At 42.0% G+C, this 26,557-nt stretch carries 25 protein-coding genes; 7 read left to right on the top strand and 18 right to left on the bottom strand.

Features of this window, described 5'->3' with window-relative positions; all coding sequences use genetic code 11:
• Window positions 1–111: 111 nt before the first annotated feature.
• From tkt to AYJ08_RS08000, 3 genes are all read right to left on the bottom strand, one after another.
• Window positions 112–2,118, bottom strand: a complete 2,007-nt coding sequence (gene tkt, locus AYJ08_RS08010) for a transketolase (protein ID WP_031413074.1) — start codon at window positions 2,116–2,118, stop codon at window positions 112–114.
• A 181-nt stretch (window positions 2,119–2,299) separates the two neighbouring features.
• Window positions 2,300–2,509, bottom strand: coding sequence for a YqgQ family protein (locus AYJ08_RS08005; protein ID WP_031413073.1), 210 nt, complete (start codon window positions 2,507–2,509; stop codon window positions 2,300–2,302).
• The gene (locus AYJ08_RS08000) at window positions 2,510–2,905 is read right to left on the bottom strand and encodes a hypothetical protein (RefSeq protein WP_064017274.1); all 396 of its coding nucleotides are present in this window, start codon (window positions 2,903–2,905) and stop codon (window positions 2,510–2,512) included. It lies immediately after the preceding gene.
• A 154-nt stretch (window positions 2,906–3,059) separates the two neighbouring features.
• On the opposite strand from AYJ08_RS08000, the gene AYJ08_RS07995 reads away from it, so the two are divergent.
• Together AYJ08_RS07995 and AYJ08_RS07990 are read left to right on the top strand one after the other, a co-directional pair.
• Entirely contained in the window at window positions 3,060–4,256 is a 1,197-nt protein-coding gene (locus AYJ08_RS07995) for an MFS transporter (RefSeq protein ID WP_064017273.1), read from the top strand.
• A 176-nt stretch (window positions 4,257–4,432) separates the two neighbouring features.
• Window positions 4,433–5,464 carry a DUF418 domain-containing protein gene (locus tag AYJ08_RS07990; RefSeq protein WP_064017272.1) on the top strand — a complete coding sequence of 344 codons (1,032 nt, stop codon included), beginning with the start codon at window positions 4,433–4,435 and terminating at the stop codon, window positions 5,462–5,464.
• Between the two features lie 64 nt (window positions 5,465–5,528).
• On the opposite strand, the gene AYJ08_RS07985 is transcribed toward AYJ08_RS07990, so the two are convergent.
• Entirely contained in the window at window positions 5,529–6,350 is an 822-nt protein-coding gene (locus tag AYJ08_RS07985) for a stalk domain-containing protein (protein WP_064017271.1), read from the bottom strand.
• Window positions 6,351–6,654: 304 nt separating this feature from the next.
• On the opposite strand from AYJ08_RS07985, the gene AYJ08_RS07980 reads away from it, so the two are divergent.
• Window positions 6,655–7,416 carry a DUF3050 domain-containing protein gene (locus tag AYJ08_RS07980; protein ID WP_064017270.1) on the top strand — a complete coding sequence of 254 codons (762 nt, stop codon included), beginning with the start codon at window positions 6,655–6,657 and terminating at the stop codon, window positions 7,414–7,416.
• 135 nt (window positions 7,417–7,551) lie between these two features.
• Here AYJ08_RS07980 and AYJ08_RS07975 read toward each other — a convergent pair whose 3' ends face one another.
• The 4 genes from AYJ08_RS07975 to AYJ08_RS07960 all read right to left on the bottom strand — a co-directional run bounded on the left by AYJ08_RS07975 (window position 7,552) and on the right by AYJ08_RS07960 (window position 10,975).
• Entirely contained in the window at window positions 7,552–8,418 is an 867-nt protein-coding gene (locus AYJ08_RS07975; protein ID WP_064017269.1) for an ABC transporter ATP-binding protein, read from the bottom strand.
• 172 nt (window positions 8,419–8,590) lie between these two features.
• Window positions 8,591–9,217, bottom strand: a complete 627-nt coding sequence (locus AYJ08_RS07970) for a YitT family protein (RefSeq protein ID WP_064017268.1) — start codon at window positions 9,215–9,217, stop codon at window positions 8,591–8,593.
• A gap of 317 nt (window positions 9,218–9,534) precedes the next feature.
• Complete coding sequence (locus AYJ08_RS07965) at window positions 9,535–10,491, bottom strand: AEC family transporter (protein ID WP_231929054.1); 957 nt, start codon at window positions 10,489–10,491, stop codon at window positions 9,535–9,537.
• A 61-nt stretch (window positions 10,492–10,552) separates the two neighbouring features.
• A complete protein-coding gene (locus AYJ08_RS07960; protein WP_031413061.1) occupies window positions 10,553–10,975 on the bottom strand; it encodes a hypothetical protein in 423 nt (140 codons plus the stop codon).
• A gap of 355 nt (window positions 10,976–11,330) precedes the next feature.
• Here AYJ08_RS07960 and AYJ08_RS07955 point away from each other — a divergent pair, with 355 nt between their 5' ends.
• Window positions 11,331–12,446 carry an FUSC family protein gene (locus tag AYJ08_RS07955; protein ID WP_031413060.1) on the top strand — a complete coding sequence of 372 codons (1,116 nt, stop codon included), beginning with the start codon at window positions 11,331–11,333 and terminating at the stop codon, window positions 12,444–12,446.
• Window positions 12,447–12,750: 304 nt separating this feature from the next.
• On the opposite strand, the gene AYJ08_RS07950 is transcribed toward AYJ08_RS07955, so the two are convergent.
• Window positions 12,751–13,596, bottom strand: a complete 846-nt coding sequence (locus AYJ08_RS07950) for an inositol monophosphatase family protein (protein WP_064017330.1) — start codon at window positions 13,594–13,596, stop codon at window positions 12,751–12,753.
• Window positions 13,597–13,810: 214 nt separating this feature from the next.
• Here AYJ08_RS07950 and AYJ08_RS07945 point away from each other — a divergent pair, with 214 nt between their 5' ends.
• Window positions 13,811–14,056: a hypothetical protein gene (locus tag AYJ08_RS07945; RefSeq protein ID WP_231929053.1), complete on the top strand. Its 246-nt coding sequence runs from the start codon at window positions 13,811–13,813 to the stop codon at window positions 14,054–14,056.
• Between the two features lie 43 nt (window positions 14,057–14,099).
• Here AYJ08_RS07945 and AYJ08_RS07940 read toward each other — a convergent pair whose 3' ends face one another.
• The 3 genes from AYJ08_RS07940 to hppD all read right to left on the bottom strand — a co-directional run bounded on the left by AYJ08_RS07940 (window position 14,100) and on the right by hppD (window position 18,103).
• Window positions 14,100–14,312, bottom strand: coding sequence for a CstA-like transporter-associated (seleno)protein (locus AYJ08_RS07940; RefSeq protein ID WP_064017266.1), 213 nt, complete (start codon window positions 14,310–14,312; stop codon window positions 14,100–14,102).
• Window positions 14,313–14,695: 383 nt separating this feature from the next.
• The gene (locus AYJ08_RS07935; protein WP_031413054.1) at window positions 14,696–16,780 is read right to left on the bottom strand and encodes a carbon starvation CstA family protein; all 2,085 of its coding nucleotides are present in this window, start codon (window positions 16,778–16,780) and stop codon (window positions 14,696–14,698) included.
• 231 nt (window positions 16,781–17,011) lie between these two features.
• The gene (gene hppD, locus AYJ08_RS07930; RefSeq protein WP_064017265.1) at window positions 17,012–18,103 is read right to left on the bottom strand and encodes a 4-hydroxyphenylpyruvate dioxygenase; all 1,092 of its coding nucleotides are present in this window, start codon (window positions 18,101–18,103) and stop codon (window positions 17,012–17,014) included.
• A 186-nt stretch (window positions 18,104–18,289) separates the two neighbouring features.
• Between hppD and AYJ08_RS07925 the strand changes: the two genes are divergently transcribed.
• Both AYJ08_RS07925 and AYJ08_RS07920 read left to right on the top strand, forming a co-directional pair.
• A complete protein-coding gene (locus AYJ08_RS07925) occupies window positions 18,290–18,988 on the top strand; it encodes a class I SAM-dependent methyltransferase (protein WP_064017264.1) in 699 nt (232 codons plus the stop codon).
• Between the two features lie 31 nt (window positions 18,989–19,019).
• Entirely contained in the window at window positions 19,020–19,799 is a 780-nt protein-coding gene (locus AYJ08_RS07920) for an AIR synthase related protein (RefSeq protein ID WP_064017263.1), read from the top strand.
• A gap of 202 nt (window positions 19,800–20,001) precedes the next feature.
• On the opposite strand, the gene AYJ08_RS07915 is transcribed toward AYJ08_RS07920, so the two are convergent.
• The 6 genes from AYJ08_RS07915 to AYJ08_RS07890 all read right to left on the bottom strand — a co-directional run bounded on the left by AYJ08_RS07915 (window position 20,002) and on the right by AYJ08_RS07890 (window position 26,519).
• Window positions 20,002–21,627: a DHA2 family efflux MFS transporter permease subunit gene (locus tag AYJ08_RS07915; protein ID WP_064017262.1), complete on the bottom strand. Its 1,626-nt coding sequence runs from the start codon at window positions 21,625–21,627 to the stop codon at window positions 20,002–20,004.
• Window positions 21,628–21,639: 12 nt separating this feature from the next.
• Window positions 21,640–22,860, bottom strand: a complete 1,221-nt coding sequence (locus tag AYJ08_RS07910) for an efflux RND transporter periplasmic adaptor subunit (protein WP_064017261.1) — start codon at window positions 22,858–22,860, stop codon at window positions 21,640–21,642.
• Window positions 22,861–22,870: 10 nt separating this feature from the next.
• Window positions 22,871–23,530 (bottom strand): HlyD family secretion protein, encoded by a 660-nt coding sequence (locus AYJ08_RS07905; RefSeq protein WP_064017260.1) that lies wholly within the window; start codon window positions 23,528–23,530, stop codon window positions 22,871–22,873.
• On the bottom strand, window positions 23,527–23,964 hold the full coding sequence (locus AYJ08_RS07900; RefSeq protein WP_003334751.1) for a MarR family winged helix-turn-helix transcriptional regulator: 438 nt from the start codon (window positions 23,962–23,964) through the stop codon (window positions 23,527–23,529). Before AYJ08_RS07900 ends, AYJ08_RS07905 begins: the two co-directional genes overlap by 4 nt.
• A 188-nt stretch (window positions 23,965–24,152) precedes the next feature.
• Window positions 24,153–24,911, bottom strand: a complete 759-nt coding sequence (locus tag AYJ08_RS07895; RefSeq protein ID WP_064017259.1) for a hypothetical protein — start codon at window positions 24,909–24,911, stop codon at window positions 24,153–24,155.
• Window positions 24,912–25,058: 147 nt separating this feature from the next.
• Window positions 25,059–26,519, bottom strand: coding sequence for a DEAD/DEAH box helicase (locus AYJ08_RS07890; RefSeq protein WP_064017258.1), 1,461 nt, complete (start codon window positions 26,517–26,519; stop codon window positions 25,059–25,061).
• Window positions 26,520–26,557: the final 38 nt, after the last annotated feature.

Below are 26,557 nucleotides of genomic sequence, written 5' to 3'. Positions count from 1 at the left end.
CAATGAGAAAAGATGCGAAAAATCGGATAAAAGCGGGCTATAGGGGAAAAATCATGTCTAAAGCCTCCTCTACTTAAAATAGAGGAGGCTTTAGTAAACGTGGCAAATTTCTTATTTTACTAAGCTTTGTGCTGTTTTCACGACATTTTCAACAGTAAAGCCGTATTCTTTCATGATAATATCTCCAGGAGCAGAAGCACCGAATTGGTTAATAGCAATAATTGCTCCATGCTCACCTGTGTAGCGCTCCCAACCTAGAGGAGATCCCATCTCTACGCCAACGCGTGCTTTAACATGCGGAGGAATCACAGAGTCACGGTACTCTTTAGATTGACGATCAAATAGATTAAAGCTAGGCATGCTAACGACACGTGTTGGAATGCCGTCTGCTTCTAGTTTTTCACGAGCTTCCATGCACAGAGATACCTCGGAGCCGGTAGCAATCAATACAACCTGAGGTTCACCATTAGATGCCTCTTTTAGAACATAAGCACCTTTTGCTAAACCTTCGCGAGCCAAGTCTTTGGTCTCTTGGTAGATAGGAAGGTTTTGACGAGTTAAAGCTAGTACAATAGGCTCGTCTTTGCTCATAGCCGCATAACGCCAAGCTTCGTTTGTTTCATGCGCATCAGCAGGGCGCAAAACAGTAAGGTTCGGCATAGCACGGAAGGCAGCTAGATGCTCAATCGGCTCATGAGTTGGTCCATCTTCCCCAACTGCAATAGAGTCATGAGTAAATACATATGTGGTAGGCAGCTTCATAAGAGCAGATAGACGCACTGCCGGACGAACATAGTCGGAGAAGACGAAGAACGTACCGCCGAAGGCCTTTACTCCACCATGTAGCATCATTCCATTTAGAGCCGCTCCCATAGCGAATTCACGAACACCAAACCAAAGATTGCGACCCTCATAAGAACCCGGCAAGAAGTCTTTAGCACCTTTAATTAGAGTGTTGTTAGAGTGTGCCAAGTCAGCGGAGCCACCAATTAAGTTAGGCATGCGTTTTGCCAATCCATTGATTGCATTACCGGAAGCCGCGCGAGTCGCTAGCTTACTGCCAATTTCATAAGTCGGTAGATCAGCATCGAAATCTTTGGATACCTCTCCATTACTTGCTTGTTTAAATTGTGCAGCTAGTTCCGGATAAGCTTTTTCATAAGCTGATAGCAGCTCATTCCATTCTGCTTCCTTCTTTTGACCTGCCTCTACTAGAGTAGCGTAGTACTCTTTTACCTCTTGAGGCACGTGGAATGCTTCATGCTCCCATGCATAAGCTTGTTTTGTTAAAACAACCTCATCTGTACCAAGTGGGGCACCGTGGCTGGCACTGCTACCGCCTTTATTTGGAGAACCGAAACCAATTGTTGTTTTCACTTCAATCAGTGTTGGACGCTCCAAATCTGTACGTGCTTCAGCCAAAGCCTTTTCGATAGCATCCACATTGTTTCCATCTTCTACACGGATATATTGCCAGCCGTACGCTTTGTAACGTGCAGCTACATCTTCTGTGAAGGATTGGCTTAGATCGCCATCTAGACAAATATCATTAGAATCATAAAGAACAATCATTTTACCTAGTTTAAGATGAGCAGCTAGTGAAGAAGCTTCAGAAGAAACACCTTCCATCAAGTCTCCATCTCCACAGATAACATATGTAAAATGATTAATTAGCTCATAGTTATCTTTGTTGTATGTTGCGGCCAAATGTCTCTCAGCCATCGCCATACCAACAGCCATCGCAATTCCTTGTCCCAATGGGCCTGTTGTTGCATCTACACCGGGAGTGTGGCCGAATTCAGGGTGACCAGGCGTTTTGCTTCCCCATTGACGGAAGTTGCGCAAGTCATCCATGCTTACGCCATAATCCATGAGATGTAGCATAGAGTACAACAGCATAGAACCGTGACCAGCAGATAATACAAAGCGATCACGATCAATCCATGATGGATTTTTCGGGCTTACTTTCATAAAACGGCTCCACAACACGTGTGCCATAGGCGCTGATCCCATTGGCATTCCTGGATGTCCAGAATTCGCCTTTTCAATAGCATCGATTGATAATGTACGAATAGTATTGATTGCCAATTGATCTACATTCATTTGTTGAGTAGTCATTACGGTTAATTCCCCCCTACAAGTAACTGCAGTGTGATTATAACATAGGAAAAGCGAATAGAGTAAAAGCGCTTTACAAAAACAGAGTATTTTCTATGAAACGTAACAATTCCCTATCATTACATGCTAGTTAGTGTGTTGCATAACTAGCTTTTTTATGAGAGGAAACCAGGCGCTACTTTCATTGAGTTTCATCAGCATACATTCTTTTACGCTTATCAATTTCTTTCATCGCAAGAGAAAACTCTTCTTTATCAATGACCTTAGATGTCAGTAGATCGCGGATCTCATCTTCAATCATCAACCAATCACCCAGCGGATCTCCGGTATAAATCATGATTTGAAAACGACGCAAAAACTCAGGAAGATTAAACGTATTTCTATCGCTCATTTATTTCCCTCCCAAATCAGCTTCCATTTCTCGGCATACGGCTTCAAAGTCAAACTCGACAAGGAAACCAGTAATGACAACAAGTTTCGCCTGTGGGTAATTACTTCTCCACTGTTCCTCTTCTCCCTCTTTTATGCCTACCAGGTAAAGAGGCTGCTTTTGCACATGTTCAAGATCTTGACATTCTTCCAGTAAAACAGGTAGGCGGTCTTCCAATCCAGAGACATTGATAACAAGCACAGACTGAGTAATTTCGCCTGCTTTCAACTGCTCTTCTATCATTTGAAGCGACTTCTTAGTAGGTACCGTTGCATTCATAATAGGAAAGTAATCTAACAGCTCATCCAACCAATGATCCTCTTCTGCTGCGAGATAATATAACATCTTACTGGCCATTTCATTCATTCTCCTTTTGCCTTACTTCCAAGTGCTTTCATTATAACATGTCAACTGTATCAGACCCCAGTTCTCACCTTGACTTCTTTCCGTCCATTTCGTATGGTGGAGAGTAGCTTGAACTTTTTTATTGTATAGAAAAGAGGTTTTTCCTGTGGAAAAGAAACATCTCTTCCTTCTCTTTAGCATTATCTTTTTAATGATGCTTGGCTTTGGAATTATTATCCCTATATTGCCTTTTTTCGTTACGGAAATCGGTGCGACCACAACGCAATTGGGGATATTATCTGCCAGCTATAATATCATGCAATTTATATTTGCTCCCATCTGGGGACGCTTATCGGACCGCTATGGACGAAAGCCGTTTATCCTTTTAGCCCTATTTGGATTTTCTGCCAGCTTTATTCTATTTGGATTTTCAAGTAGCTATTACGAAATGCTGTTTTACCGTGTACTTGCTGGGATTACTTCCGCTGCGGGTATCCCAACCATCACAGCAATGGTAGCTGATATTTTTCCGCCAAAGGAACGGGCAAAAGGAATGGGGATTGTAGGAGCAGGTGTAGGTCTAAGCTTCGTATTCGGTCCCGCGCTCGGCGGTATCCTAGGAGACGTTAGCTTGTCACTGCCATTCTTCGTTTCAGGAGGTCTAGCTTTTATTACATTCGTTTTTACCTGGATTTTACTTCCAGAGAGCTTGCCCAAGGAAAAGCGCGGTAAATACCTTAAGAAAAAGCCTATCAGTTCATTGGGAGCCATTTTTAGTAACTTAGGATTATTGTATCAGATTATGCTGGTTACATCGCTTGCTTTTGCAGCGATGGAGACGGTCTTTGCTTTATACATATCATATGAATTCAATCTGACCTCCAAGGACATGGGCTATATGTTTCTTATCATGGGCTTAATCTCTGCTAGTTTACAGGGCGGGATTGGCAAATTAGTAAAACGATTTGGTGAATCAAAATTGCTGGCTGCAGGAATATTTTTTTATGTTCTAGGATTCTTCTGTGTTTTACTAGCTTCTACTTTCCTAGAATTTGCACTCACCCTTTGCTTATTTGGTCTAGGTCAAGGTATGATGCGAACTACCAACACCGCCATGATTTCGCAACGTACGCCCGATGGACAAGGAGCTACATCCGGTAACATGAGCGCCATGGATACCATGGGGAGAATTGCAGGTCCAATTTTAGCTGGGTGGCTCTTTACCTTCTCACATAGCTTGCCATTTATAATCAGTGGCATACTGTGCTTCAGTCTTTTAGCGATCTATTTAGGCAGAGTGCATCACCTGCCAGAACCAGAGCCAGAATCTGAGTCGGACGCGTATTCTCCCGCCTCTCAGTAACCATTTCATTTTCTGTATACATAAAAAAGGAACGAGCTGGAATGCCAGTTGGTTCCTTTTTTATGCTTACAAACCTGTAAGCTTAGGGTAAGCTGGATCGATGTTGCGAAACACTGCATTTCCTTATAGTAAATTAGAGATGAGATGAGATGACATCACATAAGAAGGAGTAAGTAATGAACGATTTCACACAAAAAGATCGGATCGATACCCTTGATTATCTTCGTGGTTTTGCTCTGATGGGTATTCTTCTTGTTAATATCTTGGCTTTAATGAAAGTACAGTCAGCCCCTGTTAGCAGTACAAATGCTTTTATTGAGCACATGCTTAACTTCACCGTAGAATCTCGTTTTTTTGCTATTTTCTCATTTTTATTTGGAGTAGGATTTTATATTTTTAAAAGCCGCTCTCAAGCAAAAGGGCACAAAAGCACATTGTTATTTATTCGCCGGTTGCTAGTCCTATTCGCAATTGGATATCTTCATCAGTTATTGCAGCCGGGAGAAGCATTATTCATCTATGCTATTTTTGGCTTTGTATTACTGCCTTTTTATCGTTTATCGGCCAAAAAAAATCTGCTACTTTCATTAGTTTTGCTTATTCCTACCTCTATTTTGGGAGGAAAGGTTCTTGTTGTTTTCCCATTATTTTTGTTAGGGCTTGCTATCGGACAATACGGAGTCTTCCGAAATATTCCAGGCTTTATGCCCAAGATAAAGCAATGGCAGATGGTTTCTCTCATTCTCATGATAATCGGGCTTTTTGTTCAGTATGCGCTCTTAACGAAAACAGCTTCAACTGACTTCGATGACTCATATATTCATGCCTTACACAATTACGGCCTGTGCATTGTCTTTGTTGGACTCGTGATGGCTGTATTCTATGTAACTACCATTATCCGCCTCCTACAGCAAACAACTGTGCAGAAATGGTTAGCTCCCTTAAAGTATTATGGTCGCATGGCTTTAACGAACTATATCGGGCAAACTCTGATCATTATCGCGTTGCGTGATTTATGTAATCTTTCAGGCAAGCTGGGCCATTTGCAAACTACTCTAATCTGTCTTGGTATTTATGCACTACAAATGCTATTCAGCTACCTATGGCTGTCGATTTTTACCATGGGTCCACTTGAATGGAGCTGGCGTGTGTTGACGTATGGAACATTTACACCGCTGATAAAACGTAACAGCAAAAACGCATCCTGAGTATTCGGATGCGTTTTCGACTATTATAAAGTTTCTCTCAAAGCTTCTCCTCAGGCAACACACTTTACTTTCCTTTCTGAGGTGTGTTCTTGTCCCCTTCAAATAGCACGTTGCCCGTATCTACATCATAGAAAGTGACCGTTGTATAAGGTGGTGTACTGATCTTGCCCGCGACATAAGGGTAGCTAATGACCATCGGATACATTTTATTTGCCTCTGGCTTGGTCTGTTTTACATATACTTTTAGCATTTCCCAGCTTTGTTCAGTATGATCCACAACTAAGCCATACCCAGGATTAGGAGCTTCTCCATAGGCAATCACATACAAATCACCCTGTTGATGAACCCCGCGTTCACCTTTAACGCTTTCGATAAAAGCTTTCTCCTCTGCGCTTAATTGCTCTTCTGTCAGTGTTTGGAATGCAGAAGCAGGCTTCTCTCCCTGAACCACGGGTAGATTTGTAACCTGAATTTCATCTGTTTTACCATCCCACTTTACTTGTGCAGATAAGGATTCCATTGTCCAGCGCAGGGGCACATACACCTTGCCCTGATAAAGAACAGCTCCCTGCTCTACCTTTTGTTCTTTTCCATTCACCGTTACAGTAGATTTCCCTGTCTGAAATATCAGAGATTTTTGCTGAACCTTCAATTGATAGGCTCCTGCTTTTTCTGTGAGCTGACCGCCTGTTACATTACTTAATTCCTGTAGGTTAATCATTGTCCGTTGGTTAACACTAATCAATGGTGAGTGCTTGATTACCTTCTGCTGATTTATCATAAGAGAAGTGGACACCGGTTTTACTGTTGCTTGAGCCATACCTGGTATAGCTGAGCCTACAAGTGTAAGTCCCATTACGGCTGCTGCTGTCGTTTTTCGTAACATTTGTACTCAATCCCTTCGCTTTTTTCGTCAGGTTACGCTATTGTTACTTTGTTCATTTTTCTTATGCTACTTGTTTGACTTAAAGATTCCCCATAATGTTTCATTTTCTTCCCTACATCTTATTATCTTTTTTTCTCTTCATGCTGATATTACTATTTACCCACATTTTTTACCAATCGTCTACGTAAATAAGGCAAATGAGTGACAATTGTCACACTGCTATTTTGCCTATTTTTATTTATGCGATAATTAAAGGTACGAAGAAGATTTTACCAACCAAGCTCGATAACAAAGGAGTTTTCAAATGACAACACTTATGTCCATGCCACAGGTTGACGTGGTTCGCCAACAACTGATTTCTCATCCAATATCGATTGCTATGCAAACACCGGAAAGCGTTCGTACCTTTATGGAACACCATGTGTTCGCTGTATGGGATTTTATGAGTTTATTAAAACGTTTACAATTAGATGTAACTTGCACAAGTGTACCTTGGCTTCCTGCTCCTCATGCTGAATATGCTCGTTTCATTAATGAAATTGTACTCGGAGAAGAAACTGATGAAGATGGCAATGGCGGCTTTACCAGTCACTTTGAGCTGTACTTGCAGGCTATGAAGGAAGTAGGGGCTGATACATCTAAGATCGAGCATTTTCTGGCGTTGCTAGAAAAGGGAACCTCTCCTGATGAAGCTCTAGCATTATGCAACGCTCCTGACAGTGTACAGCGTTTTGTAAAACAAACCCTTCACTTGGCTAAGGAGGGAGGAACCCACGAGGTTTGTGCTGCCTTTTTCTTTGGTCGTGAAGATATTATACCAGACATGTTTCAGGTACTTGTACAGGAATTGACCTCCAAAGGAGAAGCTCCTGCTTGCCTGTTGTATTATCTAAATCGTCACATTGAGCTAGATGGAGATGAACATGGACCTTTAGCTGAGAAACTTCTTGCTTCTCTTTGTAAAGAAGATGCCCAAAAATGGAAAGAAGCAGAAGCAACAGCTATTCAATCCCTTAACAGCCGCATTTCCTTATGGGATGGTGTTCTAGCAGATATTCAAAAATAATCCTTCTGGGGGGCTCACACTCCCCTGTAACGGGGTTATGTAGGAAATCCTTTACTAAAAAAGAGCTTGTCACCTCTTCATTTTTTCGAGGTAACAAGCTCTTTGCTTTTGATATTCTTCTGTTGATCTGTGGTGCTAACGGGCTACAGCCAAGGTCGCGTTCTCTTCATTTGAATCTAAAGTGACACTATCTTTCTTTGGTTTACCAGTAACACTTCCTGAAGCCAATCCGTATGGAATGCATAGAGGAACGCCACTGCGAGGGTCTGGAATAATGTCAGCCTCAATGCCAAATACATCCCACAGCATTTGATGCGTCATGACCTCAGCAGGGGTCCCCTGAGCCATTACTTTCCCTTTTTTGATAGCGATAACATGATCGGCATAACGAGTAGCATGGTTTAGATCGTGAACAACCATAACAATCGTACGCTTCTCTTCTGTATTTAACTTAGCTAGGAGCTGTAACACTTCTAATTGGTGAGCCATGTCAAGGAACGTCGTTGGTTCGTCCAAGAACAAAATATCCGTCTGCTGGGCTAACGCCATTGCAATCCATGCACGTTGACGCTGACCACCTGACAATTGGTCGACTCCTCTTGTAGCAAACTCAATGATACCGGTAACTTCCAGTGCCCATTGTATAATTTTTTTATCCTCTGGCGTCATGCTCCCCATACCCTTTTGATGAGGGAAGCGTCCATAAGAAACCAATTCTTCTACAGTAAGTCCATCCGGAGCTACTGGATTTTGCGGCAGAATAGCTAAATCCTTGGCTACTTTGCGAGTATCCTGTTGGTGAATGGATTTACCATCCAAGAAGACTCCACCTTTTTTCGGTTTCAAAAGACGTGCCATCGTTTTTAGAATGGTAGACTTACCTGATCCATTTGCACCGACCAGAGCAATGATTTTTCCATCAGGTAACGATATGTTTAAGTCTTCCACAATGAGATTATCATTATAGCCAATGTTTAACTGTTGTGTATGTAAGCGAACCATGATCATCTTCCTTTCGATGTCACGCAATAATGTCCTGAATTATAGTACCTTCCCTTAAGATGATATTGGTTCTCATTATCATTGTCAAACGTTTTCTATAAAAAAACCAATTAACAGGGTCATTGTTAGCTGCCAAGCAGACTAACATTCACCCTATTAACTGGTTTTTTCGTTACGCCGCACTGTGTGCCAGCTTCGTTTGTTTTTCTTTTGTACCATATTCGTAGGTCCATGTAACCACTTTACCAGCGATTGAAACTGCTAGAAGCGTGTACAAGACTTGAGGTACTGGCAAGAAAAATAACGAAAGCAATAACACAAGGACGTCAAATATTAATAAAACGGTACCTACTGACATACCCGTCCACTTACTTATGAATAGAGACAAAATATCGTCTCCACCTGTTGCCCCACCGAATCTAAGAACCAATCCTAGACCGAAGCCTGTGCTGATTCCAGATAATAAAACAGCGAGCAACATGGCATTGCTAAAGTCAAATACTAGCGGCGAAAAACGCTCACATAGCTCATAGAAAAAGGAAAAAGATGTCGCTGCTACAATGGTATTAATCAAAAACTTACGTCCCTTGATCATCATTGCAACTAAAATGACTGGAATGTCTAATGCTAGCATCGTAATAGACGGTGACCAATCAAAAGCGTATTTTCCAAGTAATGATAACCCCACAAATCCACCTTCACTTAAATTATTCTGAAAGTTGATGTGGTAATAGCTAAAGGCCAATAAAAAAGTTCCCAGTAAAATCATGAAGGTTTGTTGGTATGGTTTTGTCCTCATCGAGGCTTCCCCTTTTCGTAGTTAGTTAGTCACTTTCTCCACTAACTACGAAGCAGGTCCTGACAGGATCGCTTGCTTGTATCATAAAGCATCTCTCTTTCGTAGTTAGTGTTCACAGGTCAAGAGTGGAACGCTCTAACTACTACGCTACGTATCTGAGAGATCAAACCGTTTCCAGATTGTCCTTCGCGGTAACATCACTATCCGATCCTTTCATTGTAAAGTTACATTTTCATTATAACATAAAAATCGCTTCATGAATCAAACAAGTGGTAATTTAGGCTATTTTTTATATTTTTTCTACATGATTACGCACTTTAAAAAAGTGATACAGACAAGATAAATTGACCTAACATAACAACCAAAGGAATGGTAACGAAGCTGATAATTGTGGAACTAACGGTCGCCATCGCTCCTAAATCTTCATCAGCCGCATATTTGGCGAATAACATGGAGGCTAGCGTCATTGTAGGCATTGCTGCCATCACCAAAGTGACTTGGCTAATTTCTGTCGCTAAGTGAAAGCTCCAAAGCAAACCAGCAACAATGACTGGATACAAGAAAAGCTTAACAATCATAGACAAACTTAAAATTGGGAGTGCTTGTGCTGTTTGTTGTTTACGTATCAACAGATCGGGAATTAATAAACCGATGTACAGCATGGCTAAGGGAGCAGCTATAGAAGATAACATGGCAGTAAGTGATTTAACCATCTCTGGCGGTTGCCATTCCATTAACGCCAAAAACATCCCAACTACAATAGCCAGCATTGGAATATTTACGATGCTCCTCATATTCTTCCATGTACATTCTTTTTTTCCCTTCAAAACCATAACACCGATTGTCCAGAGAATCAGATCAAGTCCAGCATCATAGACTGCCGCAAGCAGTCCCCCCGTCGGCCCGAACAGCCCAACACACAAAGGAAGCCCGATAAATCCGGTATTGCCCAGTCCAGCAATAAAGGAAAATTCTTTTCGCTTATTGATAGGCACCTTACATAGGACTGCAAATAAAAAAGCAAGAAGCATTCCAAGACAGCTTAGACCAACAGCAATAAAAAAGATGAGAAAAATATGATGCAGGAGTTGCTGGTTCATCTGTGTGTGAAAAATTCCGTTGAGAATGATGCATGGAACGGCTACATTGATAACAATGGTAATCAACAATTGGCGAGCCTCAGCAGTAACTGGTTTCATCCGGCCAATCATTGCCCCTATTCCAATAATGACAGCCATCATACCCACAGATGAGAACAATGGTGCAAGGGTCAAGCGAATTTCCCTCCTGTTACAATAATAGTATGGCGAAATTCAATGTTTATGTCTGATGCTCCTATGACATTTGCCCAGGTTCTGTCTCCAGTAATAACCATTGCAAATCTGCGTTCTCTTTTTGTTCGCAGGTTTGCAACAAATCCCCAAGTAAAGGAATGGCCTTTTCAAGTGAAATAGCCCAATCTGCTGGTACTGGCAGCCCTTCTCCTTCTACGGTGATGATTCTTCCCGCCACTTCCGCATCAACCTGCTTAGTGGTTAGTACATAATGACTGATGTCACGCGCATACTCTTTCCATTGAACTAAGACGTATCCTTCATCACCGCCCGACACAACCAAATCAACATGGTCGCCATAGGCAGCATGTACCAACGTTCTCATTTTTCCATCCAAGCTCGCAATTTCTCGCAGCACCTCGTGCCAAGACACATGTTTTCTTTCTTCTTTGCGTTCATCTGTGTACATGCGCCAATCGTTCAATCGCCTCGCCCCTTTATCAATTATGTTCAACCTTATAAAAGTAATATTGTTCAAAATAATCCAACATCAATAACAGATATTATCTTCGACTCTGCTTATTTCATTTTAGACTGATTGTCAAAAGATATCCTTTATTTTAGCATATCGAAGCAAGCTCTCCTGTACAAAAATGCGAAGAATGTACATGTTTGTAAATGTATTCGCTTTCATTTATGAACAAACCCTTATAATTGTGAAAAGAAGAACTTTATCGAAAATCTGTCAAAATTATAAGCTTTTGTATCAACATTTTTGGTTTACCATGATGGTTGTAACAAACACTAAAACAGCTTAGAAAAACAAGGAGGTGAGTTCCATGGTGCAGCGCAGTATGAATTGGTGCGCTCGCTTTGGTCTCACGTTTCATGTGTGTAAAACCGTCTTAGCATCCGGCTTGTCATTGTTGATCGCCTCATTATTGTTCGGCAATCATTTTGCCTACTTTGCTCCGCTTGCTGCGGTATTAACCATGCAACTTACCATTGCAGACACTTTGGAAAAGGGAATTTATCGTGTAATTGGTGTCATTGGCGGAGTTGTCTCTAGCATTATTATTCTTCCTTATTTTGAAAATGGAATACTAGGTCTCGTCCTGGTTCTATTGGTAGGTATGGGTACCGCTACCGCTTTACGCTTAAATCCACAAATTATTTCACAAATCGGTGTTAGTTCTGTGATGGTAATGACCTTTCAACAAATGCAAGGTTATTCGACTGGCAGGATTTTAGAAACCATTATCGGAGCAATCGTGGCTGTTTTCATTCAAATGGTCATTCGACCAGAGAACTATGTTCCTACTGTTCAAAAGAAACATGCCGAATCTTGTAAGCAATTAGCACAGACATTAACAATTATGGCCACTGCACTAAATAATCACTCTGATGGTGCAACTACTCCGATTGTCGATCCCGCCTCCCTTTTAAAATGGAATAATGAACTGGAGGCTTCATTAAAGCATGCAAAGAAAAGCCTAAAATATAATGTATTTTGCCGAAAAGACCTTAATACGCTCTATTATCTGGAACAACAAATTGATTCTGTTCAAAAGATGTTGATCTCTATATGCAGTATCCTATATACTGCTCAGGAATTAAAATATCTCCCCACTCTTCGGCATACTCTTGATCAGCCTTTGCTTGATGCTAGTGCCGCCATTTCAACATACGGCGCCTTTGTTGCAAATCCGTCCACAGAGGCTCATCAGGAGCTACTGAATCTGTTATACAGGATAAAACAACAACAATCTCAGCAGTTCATCACATCAATAGAAACAGCCGGCATCTCCTCTTTACGAGAGGTTGGCTGCCTGTACGCAGAGATAAATCGTATGATTGTCGAGATGGAATATTCTGCTCATGTATGGGAGTTATCCACAGCTTCTAAAGACTGCACTGACGAGCGGGTTTCAACGAATTACGCATACAGAGCATAGTAGAAAAAAAAGCCTTACCCCAAAAAGGGTAAGGCTTTTTTATTTCTGCAAACTACGTGTGATTAATCATTACAGAAACACACCAATATTACAATAAGAATGATAATCCATAAAAAGCCGCCATTAAAGCCGAATACACCACCTCTTCTACCACATCCCATGATCCTTCCTCCTTCTCACGGTCTAGTAGCGGAGAATGCATAGACTCACAAACTCCTGCTAGTACCCTATGAATTTCGGTCACGTGATGCTTGGATAAGCGCATAGAAAAGTGAAAAAAAGGCAGATTGCTATGGAAAAATACCTATGTATGATCTTTTGCATCTTGCGCGGAACGAATCAGGTTCATGTTACTGCGAATAAACTGTTGTAACTCTTCATAGAACGTCGGATTACACCCCATTACACTGCTTTTCGCATCGTATGGAAGTTCCTTGCCTTCCATTGTGGTAGCAGTACCGCCCGCTTCCTGAATAATAAGCTTGCCTGCTCCAAAATCCCATGGGTTTAATTGCAAGCTGACGTAACCATCCAGTCGTCCTGCTGCTACGTAAGATAGCTCCAAGGCCGCGCTTCCTAACAAGCGCATACCGCGAACTTTACCCGCTAACTCTTTGAAAATAACATCGATGCCTATCTGCTCAGCGCGTTTATTCCAAAACACACTTGTACAAAGTAAGGCTTCCTCTAATTTTACTTGACGGTGAATACGTAGCTGTCGATCGTTTAAATAAGCCCCTCCACCTTTCGTTGCATAAAACAGCTCGTCACGTGATGGGTCATAGACAACACCAACAACTGCTTCCCCTTTGTGATACACGGCGATTGAAACCGAAAAATTAATTTGCTGATGAACAAAATTAGTTGTTCCATCAATAGGGTCAATAATCCACAGGGTATCATATTCAGAAGGGGCCATCCCCTGAAAACGATTTTCCTCACCCAAAATGCCATGCTCAGGATATTGCTTAAGAATCATATCAATAACCATCTGCTCTACTTCTTCATCTACAGCTGTGACTAAGTCAGAGGCAGAGGTTTTATAGTTGACTGTATAGGGCTGATTCATTTTCTCCAAACTTAGCTTACCGGCTGTTTTGGCGCATGTGATCGCCAATTCTTTCCACTGTTCCAGTTCATTCGGTTGCAAAGATATCGCCACCCAACCCATCCAATTTTCTTTAGTGTATCATATTTTCCCTACTCCTACACCTTACATTCCTAAACAACGGCGATGAATAGTTTATCTATCATAAATGCTACACTAGTAATACTATCTCCATTTCGCGACATAATTAGAACGGAAGTGATTATACTTGACCTTTTTTGTATTGATAGTCGTACTATTTAGTAGCCTGAAAATAATGGACATGATAGGTGCTTATCGATATCACATGGTGTATGAGGGACCTGAATGGGAGGCATTTGAATTATATACGTTTTTACACCAGCAGGGTATTCGCTGTCGAATTCGTAATTCTGTACCCGCCACTTTGTTTGAAGATCACCATCTTTTTACGAACAAAAGGCTCTCCTATGTAGAAGTCTTGCACAAGGATGAGACTCAGGCACATATCTTCCTGCGTTCTTTTTGGCATAAAAATAAATAGGACTAGTGTAGTAGCGCCTTTTGCTACATAGCTCTATTCTCCATCAACAGCAGCGATTCACTTCGCCGCTTTCATATTTGTTTTTTAATGCGAAAAGATAAAATTCCTTCTCTGTCATCGGAAATATTCCAGGGACTCCGTGTGTTGTATACCAATGCTCCAGATAACGATCGTAATCGGGCATGCCAAAAATCGTTTTAATGATGGAACGCACCTTTTTGAGTCGCCGTTTCCAGTATCTTATTTTCTTTCGCATTCTTACACACCTCACTTTTCAACATAATATCCACGATTGACCATGTTTATTTTTTATACAACGTAACTTTATTAAACATTTCCACTACTAAAAAATATTATTTTTTACTATATTTTTTGAAGTTTCTTTTGGTAAACATATAGATTTCTTTGTTGAGACTGTTTTATGATATAGATTGAGCATTTTCTTAGTTTTGTTGTCAGTCCGCTCTCTGTTCCTAAAGTGTAGAACTTTATCCCAAACTGCGTTAAAACGCACCCCTACAGTTCTCCTTCACAGCATTTTTTGAACAGTTCTGAAAGCGGACTGGCAACAAGCCTTCGAAGCTAAAGATAAGCGAAAAACCAGCACATGGGCGGTTTTTCGCTTTTTTATTGGTCTAGCTAAGCGATTAGATTCCCCTTATGATCACGTTTGGTTAGCACAAAAGGTTCCTCTTTAAGCTCGTATCTCTTTCCATTCGCAATAGAGAGCCATAGACGTATTCCATCGACAATAATGGCAATTGTAATAAGTAAAAAGATCGCACAGACAATGGTATCTACCATATCATTAAAGATCATTTTCTCGGCTGCTTCGACAGATGTTACTCCTTTTGGCAGCAGCCCTGACGCTAAAGTCTCCTTGAAGTTGTTTGCATGCGCCCAAAATCCAATCGTAATATCATTAGAAAAAATCTTTTGCCAAGCCGCATACAAGGTGGCCGATGAAAGCCATGCCATTGGAACTAACGTAACCCAAGCGTAGCGAGCCTTGCCCATTTTGATAATGAGTGTGGTACCAACTACAAAAGCAATGGCCGCTAGCATTTGGTTGGCAATACCGAATAATGGCCAAAGTGTTTTAATTCCGCCCAATGGATCAATAACCCCTTGATACAAAAAGTAGCCCCATCCCGCTGTCACAGCAGCAGACCCGATTAGATTGCCCGGTAGGTAGTCCATGCGTTTTAATTTTGGGAACACGTTTCCCAGCATGTCCTGTACCATGAAACGGCCAACGCGTGTTCCAGCATCAATGGTAGTTAAGATAAACACTGCCTCAAACAGGATTGCAAAATGATACCAAAAGGCCATAAAGGCTTTTCCGCCGATAAAACCTGAAAAAATATGTGCCATTCCCAAAGCGAAGGAAGGAGCCCCTCCTGTTCGAGATAAAATACTTGTCTCTCCTACATCCTTGGCTGTTTCCGTTAATAGCTCCGGAGTGATTGGGAAGCCATAATGGTTGGTAATCGTAGCTGCCGCTGTTACTGCGTCAGTTCCGATTGCTGATGCTGGTGCATTTACTGCAAAATACAAGCCTGGTGTTAATACGCAGGCCGCAATCATCGCCATGATAGCAACCATAGACTCAGTCAGCATTGCCCCATAGCCAATTAAAGGAGCGTCGCTTTCCTTGATAATCATTTTTGGTGTTGTGCCTGAAGCGACTAAGGCATGGAAGCCGGAGATGGCTCCGCAAGCGATCGTAATAAAGAGGAAGGGAAAAAGGTTACCGGTAAATACCGGCCCAGTACCATCAATAAATTTTGTTAAAGCCGGCATTTGTAGGTTAGGTAATGTGAAAACAATGCCAATGGCTAGAAAAGCGATTGTACCAATTTTTAAAAAAGAACTGAGGTAATCTCGTGGTGCTAATAAAAACCATACTGGTAAAACAGAGGCGATAAAACCATAAATAATAATCATAATAGCAAGCTGCGTACCTTCATAATCAAACAATGGGGCCCAGGTAGGCGATTCTGCCACTGCTTGCCCAAAGTAAAGAGATGCAAACAACAGCACAATTCCGATAACAGAGGCCTCCAGCACTCTTCCCGGTCGGAAATAGCGCATGTACAACCCCATCAAAATAGCAATTGGTAGCGTCATGGCAATCGTAAAGGTTGCCCATGGAGAATGAGTAAGAGAATTAACAACAACAAGCGCCAATACAGCAATAAGAATAACCATGATAGCTAGTATTCCAATCATCGCAAGGACGCCCCCAATAGGCCCGATCTCCTCCTTGGCAATCTGACCTAATGATTTTCCATTGCGTCTCATCGAACCAAATAGAATAATAAAATCCTGCACTGCTCCCCCCAATACAACCCCTACAATAATCCAGATTGTACCGGGTAAATATCCCATTTGAGCTGCCAATGTAGGTCCTACTAACGGCCCTGCACCTGCAATGGCCGCAAAGTGATGTCCGTATAAAACCCACTTATTAGTTGGCACAAAATCCTTGCCATCGTTATGTATTTCGGCGGGAGTAGCTCGTCTGTCATCCAAGCCCATTATTTTACGGGCAATAAAACGGCTATAAAACCGATAACCTACTGCATATGTACATAAAGCAGCCGTTAATAACCAAAAAGAGCTTACCTGTTCTCCCTTGGATAAAGCCAACGCTCCAAATCCAATGCCTCCTAATGCAGAAATGACTGTCCAAATGATTATGGAAAGTATCTTTCGCTTCATAAAAAGTGCTCCTCCTTTCAGAATGTAAGACACATAACAATAATCTAAATTATCTGATTTTTAATAAAATAACCAGAACCTTTTTTTATGATACCTTACTTGTAGATAAGCTGAAAAGCTTTTTTTAGAAAAATATACATTTTTTTCAAAAAATAGCTGATTATAAAAAAGGAAGCCACTTTTCATATCGACATAAAAAGTGGCTTTCCTGCTTATTTAGTTATGGGATTGTTATAGATTTCCACGCAACTCCTGCTCTCGCTCCAGTGCTTCAAATAACGCTTTAAAGTTGCCATTTCCAAAACCACGGCTACCCTTACGCTGGATAATCTCAAAGAATAATGTCGGACGATCTACTACTGGCCTACTAAACAATTGCAATAAGTAGCCTTCATCATCGCGATCCACTAAAATTTTTAGCTCTTTTAATTTCTCTATGTCCTCTTCAATTGCCCCTACACGCTCCGCCAAATTTTCGTAATAGGTGTCCGGTACACTTAAGAAGTCAACCCCGTTTGCCGTTAATTGCGAAACGGTTGTCAAAATATCATTAGTCAATACAGCGATATGTTGAACCCCTGGTCCTTTGTTAAATTCCAGATATTCTTGGATTTGCGATTTGCGTTTGCCTTCCGCAGGCTCATTGATTGGAAATTTAATTCGCCCAGTACCGTTTTGCATAACCTTGGACATGAGCGCGGAGTATTCAGTAGAAATGTCATCGTCGCTGAAGTTTTGGGAAGACGTAAAGCCCATAACTTTCTCATAGAATCCAACCCATTCGTCCATAACCTCAACGTTCCCTACGATATGATCGATACCAATTAGTCCTGTAGACTGACAGGCAAAAGGAGCTTGATAAGGTTGGAAGCCTGGATAAAACACTCCTTTATAATCCTTTCGTTCAATAAAGGAATGGACTGTTTCTCCATAAGTAGCAATCGTTGCTTTTTTTATGGTTCCATGCTCATCACTAAATTCCGTAGGCTCCATGATAGATGTAGCGCCACGGGAAATAGCTTCCTGGTAAGCCTTTTCACAATTTTCAACGCGAAGAGCAATGTCCTTAACTCCCTCTCCGTGTAGCTTAATGAAATCAGTAATCGGATGATCAGGCTCTAATGCTCCTGTCAACACCAAACGAATGTGATTCTGCTTTAACGCATAAGAGACTTGAGTGCGACTCCCTGTTTCCAAACCACGATAAGCATACGGCTCAAATCCAAATGCCTTTGCGTAATAGTACATTGCTTGTTTCGCATTTCCTACATACAACTCAACATAGTCCCAATCTTGAATAGGGAAAAAGTCTGTTACGCTCACACCGCTCAACCTCCGACTATTCTGAATTTTTAAACCTATTTATTTGAGATTACATGGTCTGTTTTTTTCATGCAAGAATATGGAGTAACGCTTAAACGCTTTCATGCAGTATCAATAATAGTCTTCTGTCTATCTGCTCTAATCAGTTATGATAGGTAAAAGGATAGTTGAAGGGAGCGAAGTGCGATGCAGGAGTGGAATACATTTGTTTCACAGCAATGGAATCAAATGGCAGGTGATTGGCATGAGCGAAGCAAGGGAATGTGGGAACAGGGCAGTCGGAAAACGATCCTACCTTTATTTACAGAGCTTCTTCCTGCCAGCAAGGGTCGAATACTGGATGCTGGCTGTGGAGATGGATATGCTAGCTTCAAGCTAGCCTCTGTAGGGTATGATGTAACAGGCTTGGATATTTCCTCAGAAATGATAGCCTATGCCACCAAGCAGGCCAAACGGCTTACCGATTCTACTTCTTTACAGTTTATGGAGGGAGATATTTCTGCTACGCCATATCCAGATCAATCCTTTGCAGGTATCCTATCAATTAACGCGATGGAGTTTACTTCCTCTCCCCTAATTGTCCTTCAAGAATTTCGACGCATCCTGCAACCAGACGGATTGCTGCTACTGGGGGTATTGGGACCCACAGCAGGCCCGCGGGCACACAGCTACCCACGTTTGTATGGGAAAACCACTATCCAGAACACGATCATGCCCTGGGAAGCAAAACAGCTAGCACAGGAGAATGGATTTTTTCTGCAAAAGGAATCACATGTGTATAAAGACGATTTCTCTCCTGACCTCGCTCATTCTCTGAGCATGGAATTACGTGAAGCAGTCAGTTTTATAACCTTGCTTGCCTTACGTAAGCACCCAGATCTCTAAACAAATCATTCATTTTGTAAAGGAGCCAGCTATGCAAGTACCCTATCTCACAAATCCATTACACCATTTGCAAAAGGTACGTGATCTGACGCTACTTCGGATCAATGAAGCACAAAGCATCGTTATCGCCTGCGATTCAGATGGCGGCATCGGCACCAAACCACAGGATATCGTCCAAATAGCACCCGATCTGTTAGGACGGTTTGCTGTTCGTGTACCGCTTTTTGAATTGATTGCTTGTGGAGCCACTCCGTTTATGATATGCGATACGCTAGCGGTAGAGCTTGAGGGCTACGGGGAAGAAATTCTCCGTGGAATTAAGGAATACGCGAAAGAAGCAGGCGTCACAGAGGATATACAGTTTACAGGAAGTACGGAGGAAAACATTCCAACCACGCAGACAGGGATTGGTATAACCGTACTTGGGCTGGTACAGCAAGCTCAGTTTTCCCCAGGAACAGCCCAGCCTCAAGAAGCTATCATGTGTGCGGGTATTCCAAAAAGCGGCCCCAAGCATGAGGTTCGATTAGACGATCCCGAGATGCTTTCCCTAGCTGACTTAATCCAACTACGTGCTCATCCTGGTGTCCATGATCTGTTGCCCGTTGGCTCAAAAGGAATCGCTTATGAAATGGAGCAGTTAGCTGCAAGTGCCTCGCTTACATATCGTCCCACCGCTCCTCTTCCTCTTGATCTGAAGCAATCTGGCGGCCCTTCTACTTGTGTGATCTTTTCAGCGGCAGTTGAGCTACTTGAAGAATTTCGAAATCAATTACGTTGTCCTGTACATGTTTTAGCTATTCTTGAATAAAGTAAAAGGGACAGCGTGAAGGGCATTGCCTACTAAGTAAGAAAACAGCTTGTCCAACAAGTGCAGAGCAGTAAACTGTATCCATCGCAAGGGAGAGAACAGCTACCTTCTACCTTTAGAAGAAGCTGTTCTCTCTTTCTGTTCCCCCTCAAAAAAAAGACCTCAGTTAGCAAAAACGAACTGAGGCAGCCAGTATTTACATTTATCCCTCCACAGGTGAGGTAGTACCTGAGGTTTGAGGTGTTGCCCCTGCTGGTTTTTCAACAGGAACTCTTTTTGCTGCTACGAAATCATCTGGCGCTTTTCGTTTTTTTAGGAAAAACAGCACCAATGGAATGCAAAAAAGAATTGGCAACGCCGATACCATAAACGTGTCGGCAATCCCTCTCGTGAAGGCTTCTTTCTGAATCAAACCAGCTAGTATGGCAGAAGCGCCTCCCATTGAAGTAGCGGAGTCTACCCCGCTTTGTGCATATACCTCTGATAGCATGCTCAGCATTTGATTTGCTGTATCGTTAGTCACTTGCACATTTTCACTGATCCGCACGGCATGGAAGGTTTGCCGATTACTCATCAGTGCTGTCAAAATAGCAATAGCAAAGGAGCCCATCACTTGCCGAATCAGATTAGATAACGAAGAAGCACGACCAACCATAGATTTCTCGATGGCGTTCATCCCCACTGTTGAAAGTGGCGTCATACAGAGCCCCATTCCCAAGCCCCTAATGGTTAATAACACATCAATCCAACGATGGGGAGTATCCTGAGCTAAATTTTGGAGCTCGAAGGTGGTTATCCCCGCGAGCGTCAATCCAATCAATCCTAATGGAACAACACCGAATTTATCAAATAATTTACCGCCTAACGGCATCATTAATGCCATGGCAATTGACTGGGGCATCAATAGAATACCTGTCTGCATGGCAGATAAACCTTGGATATTCTGCATATACAACGGCATCATAAAAATACCACCGAACATTCCCATAGTAAGAAAACTAACAATCAGCAAACTAAGTGAGAATGTTCCATTCTTTAAAATACGGAGCTCAATCAATGGCTGCTCCGTAGTTAGCTCTACATAGACCAATAACGTTAAGCTAGACACAGCCACAAATAATAGGCTAACGATGTACAATGATGTCCAACCCTCTGATTGTCCCTTTGATAAGGCTAGCAATAACGAAGCAAAACCAATGATAGATAAGATGGCCCCGGGAAAATCAAATTTTAAATCCTTTTTTAGTGGTGTTTCTTTTAAAATCATGCTACTCATAATTACCGCTAGAACTCCTACTGGCACACCCATGAAGAAGAGAAACCGCCAGTTGAAATATTCAATGACGTACCCGCTTAACGTAGGGCCGACAGCAGGAGCTACCATGGCCGAAATCCCCCATAAGCCAAGCGCTGTCCCTATTTGTTCCCGTGGCATAATCGTGTAGATGATAGACATCCCGATCGGCATAATGAAACCACCGCTTAACCCTTGCACCACTCTGAAAAAAATCATGCTGCTATCATTCCATGAAAATCCACAAAACGTTGAGCTGACTGTAAAAAAAGCAAGTGAGGTTACGAATACCCGCTTATAACCAAACTTATCTCCAAGCGCACCGCTCATGGGAATCACAACCGCGGAAGCAAGCATATACCCTGTTAGCACCCATTGAATGGTGTCAGTGGTGGAACCAAATACAGCTACCAGCTTAGGCAGGGCAATGTTGATTAAGCTATTATTTAAGACGGCCACGAAAGTCCCCATTACAATAGCAGCCAACGCCAACCATTTATAAGAAGCGTTCTCCTTGTTGTTAGAAGCAGACAAATTGATCGCCTCCTAGTTTATTTGGACCTGACTACCATCATGCAGATCTTTAGCTGGTTGTGTAACAATCTGATCATTAGCAGCAACACCTGATTTTGCATATAACCAATCAGAATTTTTCTCTTTTACTTCAACAGGAGTCATGTGAACGGTATTTCCATCTACTTTATAAACAAATTTTTTACCATCCTGATCAATGACAGAGCTTTTCGGAATCTCAACTCCTGTAGCTACTTGAGCATCTGTGCCAAAATAGACCTCAGCAATCATTCCGGCTAATAACGAACCGTCATTTTTCACTCTGATTTTAACAGGGAAAGTCGTACTGTTTGCATCAGATACAGGACTGATAAAATCAATGGTTCCTGCCATTTTCTTATCCTTATTTACTACAACCTGTACCGTCTGTCCCTTTTTCAAATGATTTACTTGTTCTTGAGGAACACTCGCTTTTATTACTACTGTATCCATGTTGACGATGGTCATTAGCGGGATACTAGGCGCTGCCATTTCCCCCGGCTCGATATTGCGAATCGCAATCATTCCATCGATTGGTGATGTGATCGTTGAGTTAGATAATGTTGTCTTCGCTAAATCCAAACCTGCTTTTTGACGCGTTACATCCGCTTGCAGAGCTGTTATAGAATTGGAGGTTGCACCTGCTATGGCTAAATCAAGCTGTGCTTTCGTTTGCTCATATCCTGATTTAGCTTGTTCTAATGCAAGCGATGCTTTATCTAATTCAGCTTGAGGCACGGCCCCTGTATCAAATAAAGCCTTCATGCGATCATATGTTTTTTGAGCGACATCCCATCCCACTTTTGCTTGCTGTAAGGCGCTGTTTAGCCGGTCCAAATCCTGTTGACGCGCACCTGCCTTGGTATCATTTAATTTTGCTTGAGACGCTACAATGCCAGCTTCAGCTTGTCGTACTTGTTGTACTAGCTCCGCGTTTTCAAGAGTTGCTAACACCGTTCCCTTTTTGACACGATCGCCCTCTTTTACGTTGACATTTGCTACTCGACCGGACAATTTGGAAACCACTTGAACCTGTTGATCAGGTACAATTTTGCCAGATGCCATCAAGCCAGATGAATTCGTAGTAGCTACAACTTTCATCGTTTGTACAATGGGAGCATTTGCTGCTTCATTGTCGCTATTGTTGCTACAGCCACCGAGCAACAACGCCATTATGGCAAAAGTACCTGCTATCCCTTTTTGTCTTTTATTCATACTCTTCACCCTAATTCCCTTTCAAATGAATTTTAATCACAGCACTCATACCTGGTAAAATGCGGCTGTTTTGTTTATCGTTAATAGAAATTTTAATTGGTATTCGCTGTGTTACTTTTGTGAAGTTACCACTTGTGCTAGTTGCAGGCAACAAAGAGAACGTAGAGGCTGTCGCTGTTCCCAATTCGGAAACCTGTCCTCTAAACGTCTGACCTTTAAATGAATCTAAGGTGAATTCAACAAGTTGCCCCACATGAATCCGGCCTAAATCTGTCTCTTCAATGTTAGCTGACACGTAGAGCTTGTTCATATCCACAATCGTTGCAACGGACTGACCAGGAGCTACCACTTCTCCACTTTTAGCCGTTACCTTTAACACCGTACCAGTAATCGGAGCACGCAAAGTAGCATTATCTAACATGTTGCCAGCGATATTTGTTGTATCCTGTTGACCCACAATTTGATCTGCTATGACGCTTTGACCGTCTGCCAGGTCTAGCGAAGTTATTTTGCCAGATATCCGCGGCATTACACGATACGTATCACCCGCAACACGAGCATCTTCCGTAGTTACGTAATGGGTACCTTGGTACCAATAGTAATAACCGATTCCTCCACCTGCTACAACCATAAGCAATAGTATGGTGGATAGAATAAATTTCTTTTTCATGTTCTCTCCTCAATCCTCTTCTCAAATTGTCTAATGAGCAGTTGCAGGGCATCGACGATTTTGTCTATCTCTTCTTCCGATAAGTCTTTTATTAGTTCTGTAAAATATTCCTTTTGCATCACCGGGATGGAATTAGCCATCTCCTCGAATTTGTTTGTGATGTGAATCCAGACTACGCGCCGATCAGCAGTATCTCGTACACGTTCGATGTACCCCTCCCTCTCTAAGCGATCGACTATCCCGGAAACTGTACTGCAAGAGAGATAGAGGTCCTTGCTTAATTGGCCAATCGTCATAGGTCCATCCTTAATCTTGCGCATCACACTAATCTGAGGCATCGTAATTCCTACCTCGCTAAGCTCCTGTGTAATCATCATTCCAATGATTTTATTAAGTTGTCTTACCCCATCACGTATGATCAGCCCTTTAGGCACCTCGTACCACCTCTTACATATATTCGCGATCGCTACTATTATTTCGCACTCGAAAATTTCGTACACGAAATAATATAGGGGAGAGAAAAATTTTATGCAACAAATTTTTTAATAAAAATGCACTTTTCCTATCTGCAAATAAAAAAAAACCGAAAAATGGACCGTATGTTCACGGCCCATTCTTTGGGTTATAGCACTCTTTCTCTTGCTAGATATTTACGTGATTCTGAAATACCGGGGTGCTGTTTTACAATGATTAAAATATTTTCGATGAATAGATAATGCCCTTCCAGAAACTCCAAATCTCTTCGTTGGAACGAATCAACTTGTAAATACTGTTGCATCTCAAGCGTGTATTTTTCGAGCTTGTGTGCAAATTGATTGGCATTAAGCATCTGTTCTACTTCTGGGAATTCCGTTTTGAGCCTACGTATCTCTTCATATAATTTCGTGGCTTCACTGATTAGTTGATAGGCAGATCGTTCTAAAGCAGCTACCGAAGTTTGTTCTTCCTCACGCCGTGCTTGAAGCAAAGCAGACAGGTACGTAATAAAATGATAGATTGTTAAAAATAGAGGACCTAAAAAAAGAATGATCCCTGCTTTATATACATGCTGATTGGTTATATTGGTTACTAGTACAAACAAATGGTACAAAATAGCTCCCAACCACACATAAATAATCACTTGATGGTTAACCCCACCAGCTTCACCTTGTTTGGAAAAAACAAAGGTTAAGCCCAGCAGATAAAAAGCAAGCAATGTAAAGCTGGCGCTAAACAAAATCATTTCCATTTCTAACAGCCACGTTGCTTCAGCAGGTATGGTAACAAAAAATTCGACGCTTAAGACTATTAAGCTAAAGATGAAGCCCATAATCCAAAATCGGCTCACATCTCGATCAGCTCGGCGGCGCATTCGATGTCTTTCTGATCGGGAGTTTTTCATGCTTTTCACCTCACTCTACACCCGATACATTTCGCCATATTTCGTCAAAATCCTTTTCTGTAACAGAAAGAAGCCCTAGTCCCGTTACATAAATAGGAAAAGAGCTTCTCCATTGCGTTATTTTACTTTGTCCGAGCGAAAAGACGCTTATTTGCCAAAGCGTTTTCCAGGTCTGCTTGGCGCCTGTCCCGGATGACCAGCCGATGACTGTCCTCCGGAACGAGGTTTTGCTTTACCTTTATTTGCTTTAGCAGCTTTCTTTGCTTCTTCACGCTTTTGATTACGGTCGTATTGTGTTTTCCACTCTTCCATTTCTTGCTTCAGCTTGCGCTTATAACCAGGCTTTACCTTTTTATTTTTCACAAGAGCCTTTTTAAGTGGAGCTTCTTTTTCTGCTTTTGCAATTTCCTGCTGTTTCTTCTTCTCGGTTTTGAGCTCAGCATAATGCTGCTCACGCTCTGCTGCACGTGCTTTGCGCCCTGCATCCAAGTGACGAGTATGCGTAAGTAATTTTTCTTCGATATTCGCCTTTGTTGCAGAACCAAAGCGAGCCATGACGCTTTTTTGGCGTGGAGTCACAAAAGAAATAGAATTTCCAAGCTGATTAGCGCGTCCCGTGCGTCCAACACGGTGAATATAGCTTTCTACATCGCTTGGGATATCGTAGTTAAATACATGAGTAACCCCTTCGACATCAAGTCCGCGAGCCGCAATATCGGTAGCTACAAGGAACTGGAATTTCATATTCCGAAAATCCTTCATCAGGGTTTCGCGTTTCTTTTGAGACAAATCACCGTATAGCGCCTTGGCATCATAGCCAGCCTCTTGTAAACGTGTTGTTAAGATCTTTACGCGCTGTTGTGTGTTAGCAAAAATAATACCTAGGAATGGCTTAGTGACCTCAATGAGATCAAGAAGCGCATCGATTTTATCTGTTTGATTGATTACATAATATTCTTGTGTGATATTAGCAACCGTTTTTTGCTTTGATTCAATTTTAATATGCGGCGGTTGCTTCATAAAACGTTGTCCCAGCTTCTTTACCATATCAGGCATAGTCGCAGAGAATAGCAATACCTGTCGGCTGCTTGGCGTGGAAACAATAATCTTTTCCACATCCTCTAAAAAGCCCATCTCTAGCATCTTGTCAGCCTCATCCAATACCAACGTATGAATGCGGCCAAAATGTAGTGTTTCACGACGCATATGATCAAGTACGCGTCCTGGAGTTCCCACTACGATATGAACAGTCCCTTTTAGCTTATTCATTTGACGCTCAATATCTGTACCGCCATGCAAGGATAAAACACTCACGTTCAGGTGTTTCCCCAGCTTCTCAATTTCACTAGCAATCTGAATCGAAAGCTCACGGGTTGGAGTAAGGATCAATGTCTGAATATCCTTTTTTCCTTCCTGTAGCTTTTGGAGGATCGGCAGTACAAACGCTGCTGTTTTCCCAGTACCCGTTTGAGCTTGTCCGATGACATCCTTACCTTCCAAAATCAATGGAATCGCTTCTTCTTGAATAGCTGTCGGCTCTTTATAAAACAGGTCGGAAATCCCCTGCATAATCTCCGGTCGCAAACCAAATTGTTCGAACTTAGCCATCTTTTCACTTCCTTCTTAACGAAAACCGTACTGTCTGA

This window comes from Brevibacillus sp. SKDU10, from assembly GCF_001645205.1.
Lineage (GTDB): Bacteria > Bacillota > Bacilli > Brevibacillales > Brevibacillaceae > Brevibacillus_B > Brevibacillus_B halotolerans.
This window is presented reverse-complemented; position numbering and strand designations above follow the sequence as displayed.

Bases quoted from the DNA above. Each gene is read 5' to 3' on its own strand.
- tkt (WP_031413074.1), bottom strand. From the start codon at position 2,118: ATGACTACTCAACAAATGAATGTAGATCAATTGGCAATCAATACTATT.
- AYJ08_RS08005 (WP_031413073.1), bottom strand. From the start codon at position 2,509: ATGAGCGATAGAAATACGTTTAATCTTCCTGAGTTTTTGCGTCGTTTT.
- AYJ08_RS08000 (WP_064017274.1), bottom strand. From the start codon at position 2,905: ATGGCCAGTAAGATGTTATATTATCTCGCAGCAGAAGAGGATCATTGG.
- AYJ08_RS07990 (WP_064017272.1), top strand. From the start codon at position 4,433: ATGAACGATTTCACACAAAAAGATCGGATCGATACCCTTGATTATCTT.
- AYJ08_RS07985 (WP_064017271.1), bottom strand. From the start codon at position 6,350: ATGTTACGAAAAACGACAGCAGCAGCCGTAATGGGACTTACACTTGTA.
- AYJ08_RS07980 (WP_064017270.1), top strand. From the start codon at position 6,655: ATGACAACACTTATGTCCATGCCACAGGTTGACGTGGTTCGCCAACAA.
- AYJ08_RS07975 (WP_064017269.1), bottom strand. From the start codon at position 8,418: ATGGTTCGCTTACATACACAACAGTTAAACATTGGCTATAATGATAAT.
- AYJ08_RS07970 (WP_064017268.1), bottom strand. From the start codon at position 9,217: ATGAGGACAAAACCATACCAACAAACCTTCATGATTTTACTGGGAACT.
- AYJ08_RS07955 (WP_031413060.1), top strand. From the start codon at position 11,331: ATGGTGCAGCGCAGTATGAATTGGTGCGCTCGCTTTGGTCTCACGTTT.
- AYJ08_RS07945 (WP_231929053.1), top strand. From the start codon at position 13,811: ATGGACATGATAGGTGCTTATCGATATCACATGGTGTATGAGGGACCT.
- AYJ08_RS07940 (WP_064017266.1), bottom strand. From the start codon at position 14,312: ATGCGAAAGAAAATAAGATACTGGAAACGGCGACTCAAAAAGGTGCGT.
- AYJ08_RS07935 (WP_031413054.1), bottom strand. From the start codon at position 16,780: ATGAAGCGAAAGATACTTTCCATAATCATTTGGACAGTCATTTCTGCA.
- AYJ08_RS07925 (WP_064017264.1), top strand. From the start codon at position 18,290: ATGCAGGAGTGGAATACATTTGTTTCACAGCAATGGAATCAAATGGCA.
- AYJ08_RS07920 (WP_064017263.1), top strand. From the start codon at position 19,020: ATGCAAGTACCCTATCTCACAAATCCATTACACCATTTGCAAAAGGTA.
- AYJ08_RS07910 (WP_064017261.1), bottom strand. From the start codon at position 22,860: ATGAATAAAAGACAAAAAGGGATAGCAGGTACTTTTGCCATAATGGCG.
- AYJ08_RS07905 (WP_064017260.1), bottom strand. From the start codon at position 23,530: ATGAAAAAGAAATTTATTCTATCCACCATACTATTGCTTATGGTTGTA.
- AYJ08_RS07895 (WP_064017259.1), bottom strand. From the start codon at position 24,911: ATGAAAAACTCCCGATCAGAAAGACATCGAATGCGCCGCCGAGCTGAT.
- AYJ08_RS07890 (WP_064017258.1), bottom strand. From the start codon at position 26,519: ATGGCTAAGTTCGAACAATTTGGTTTGCGACCGGAGATTATGCAGGGG.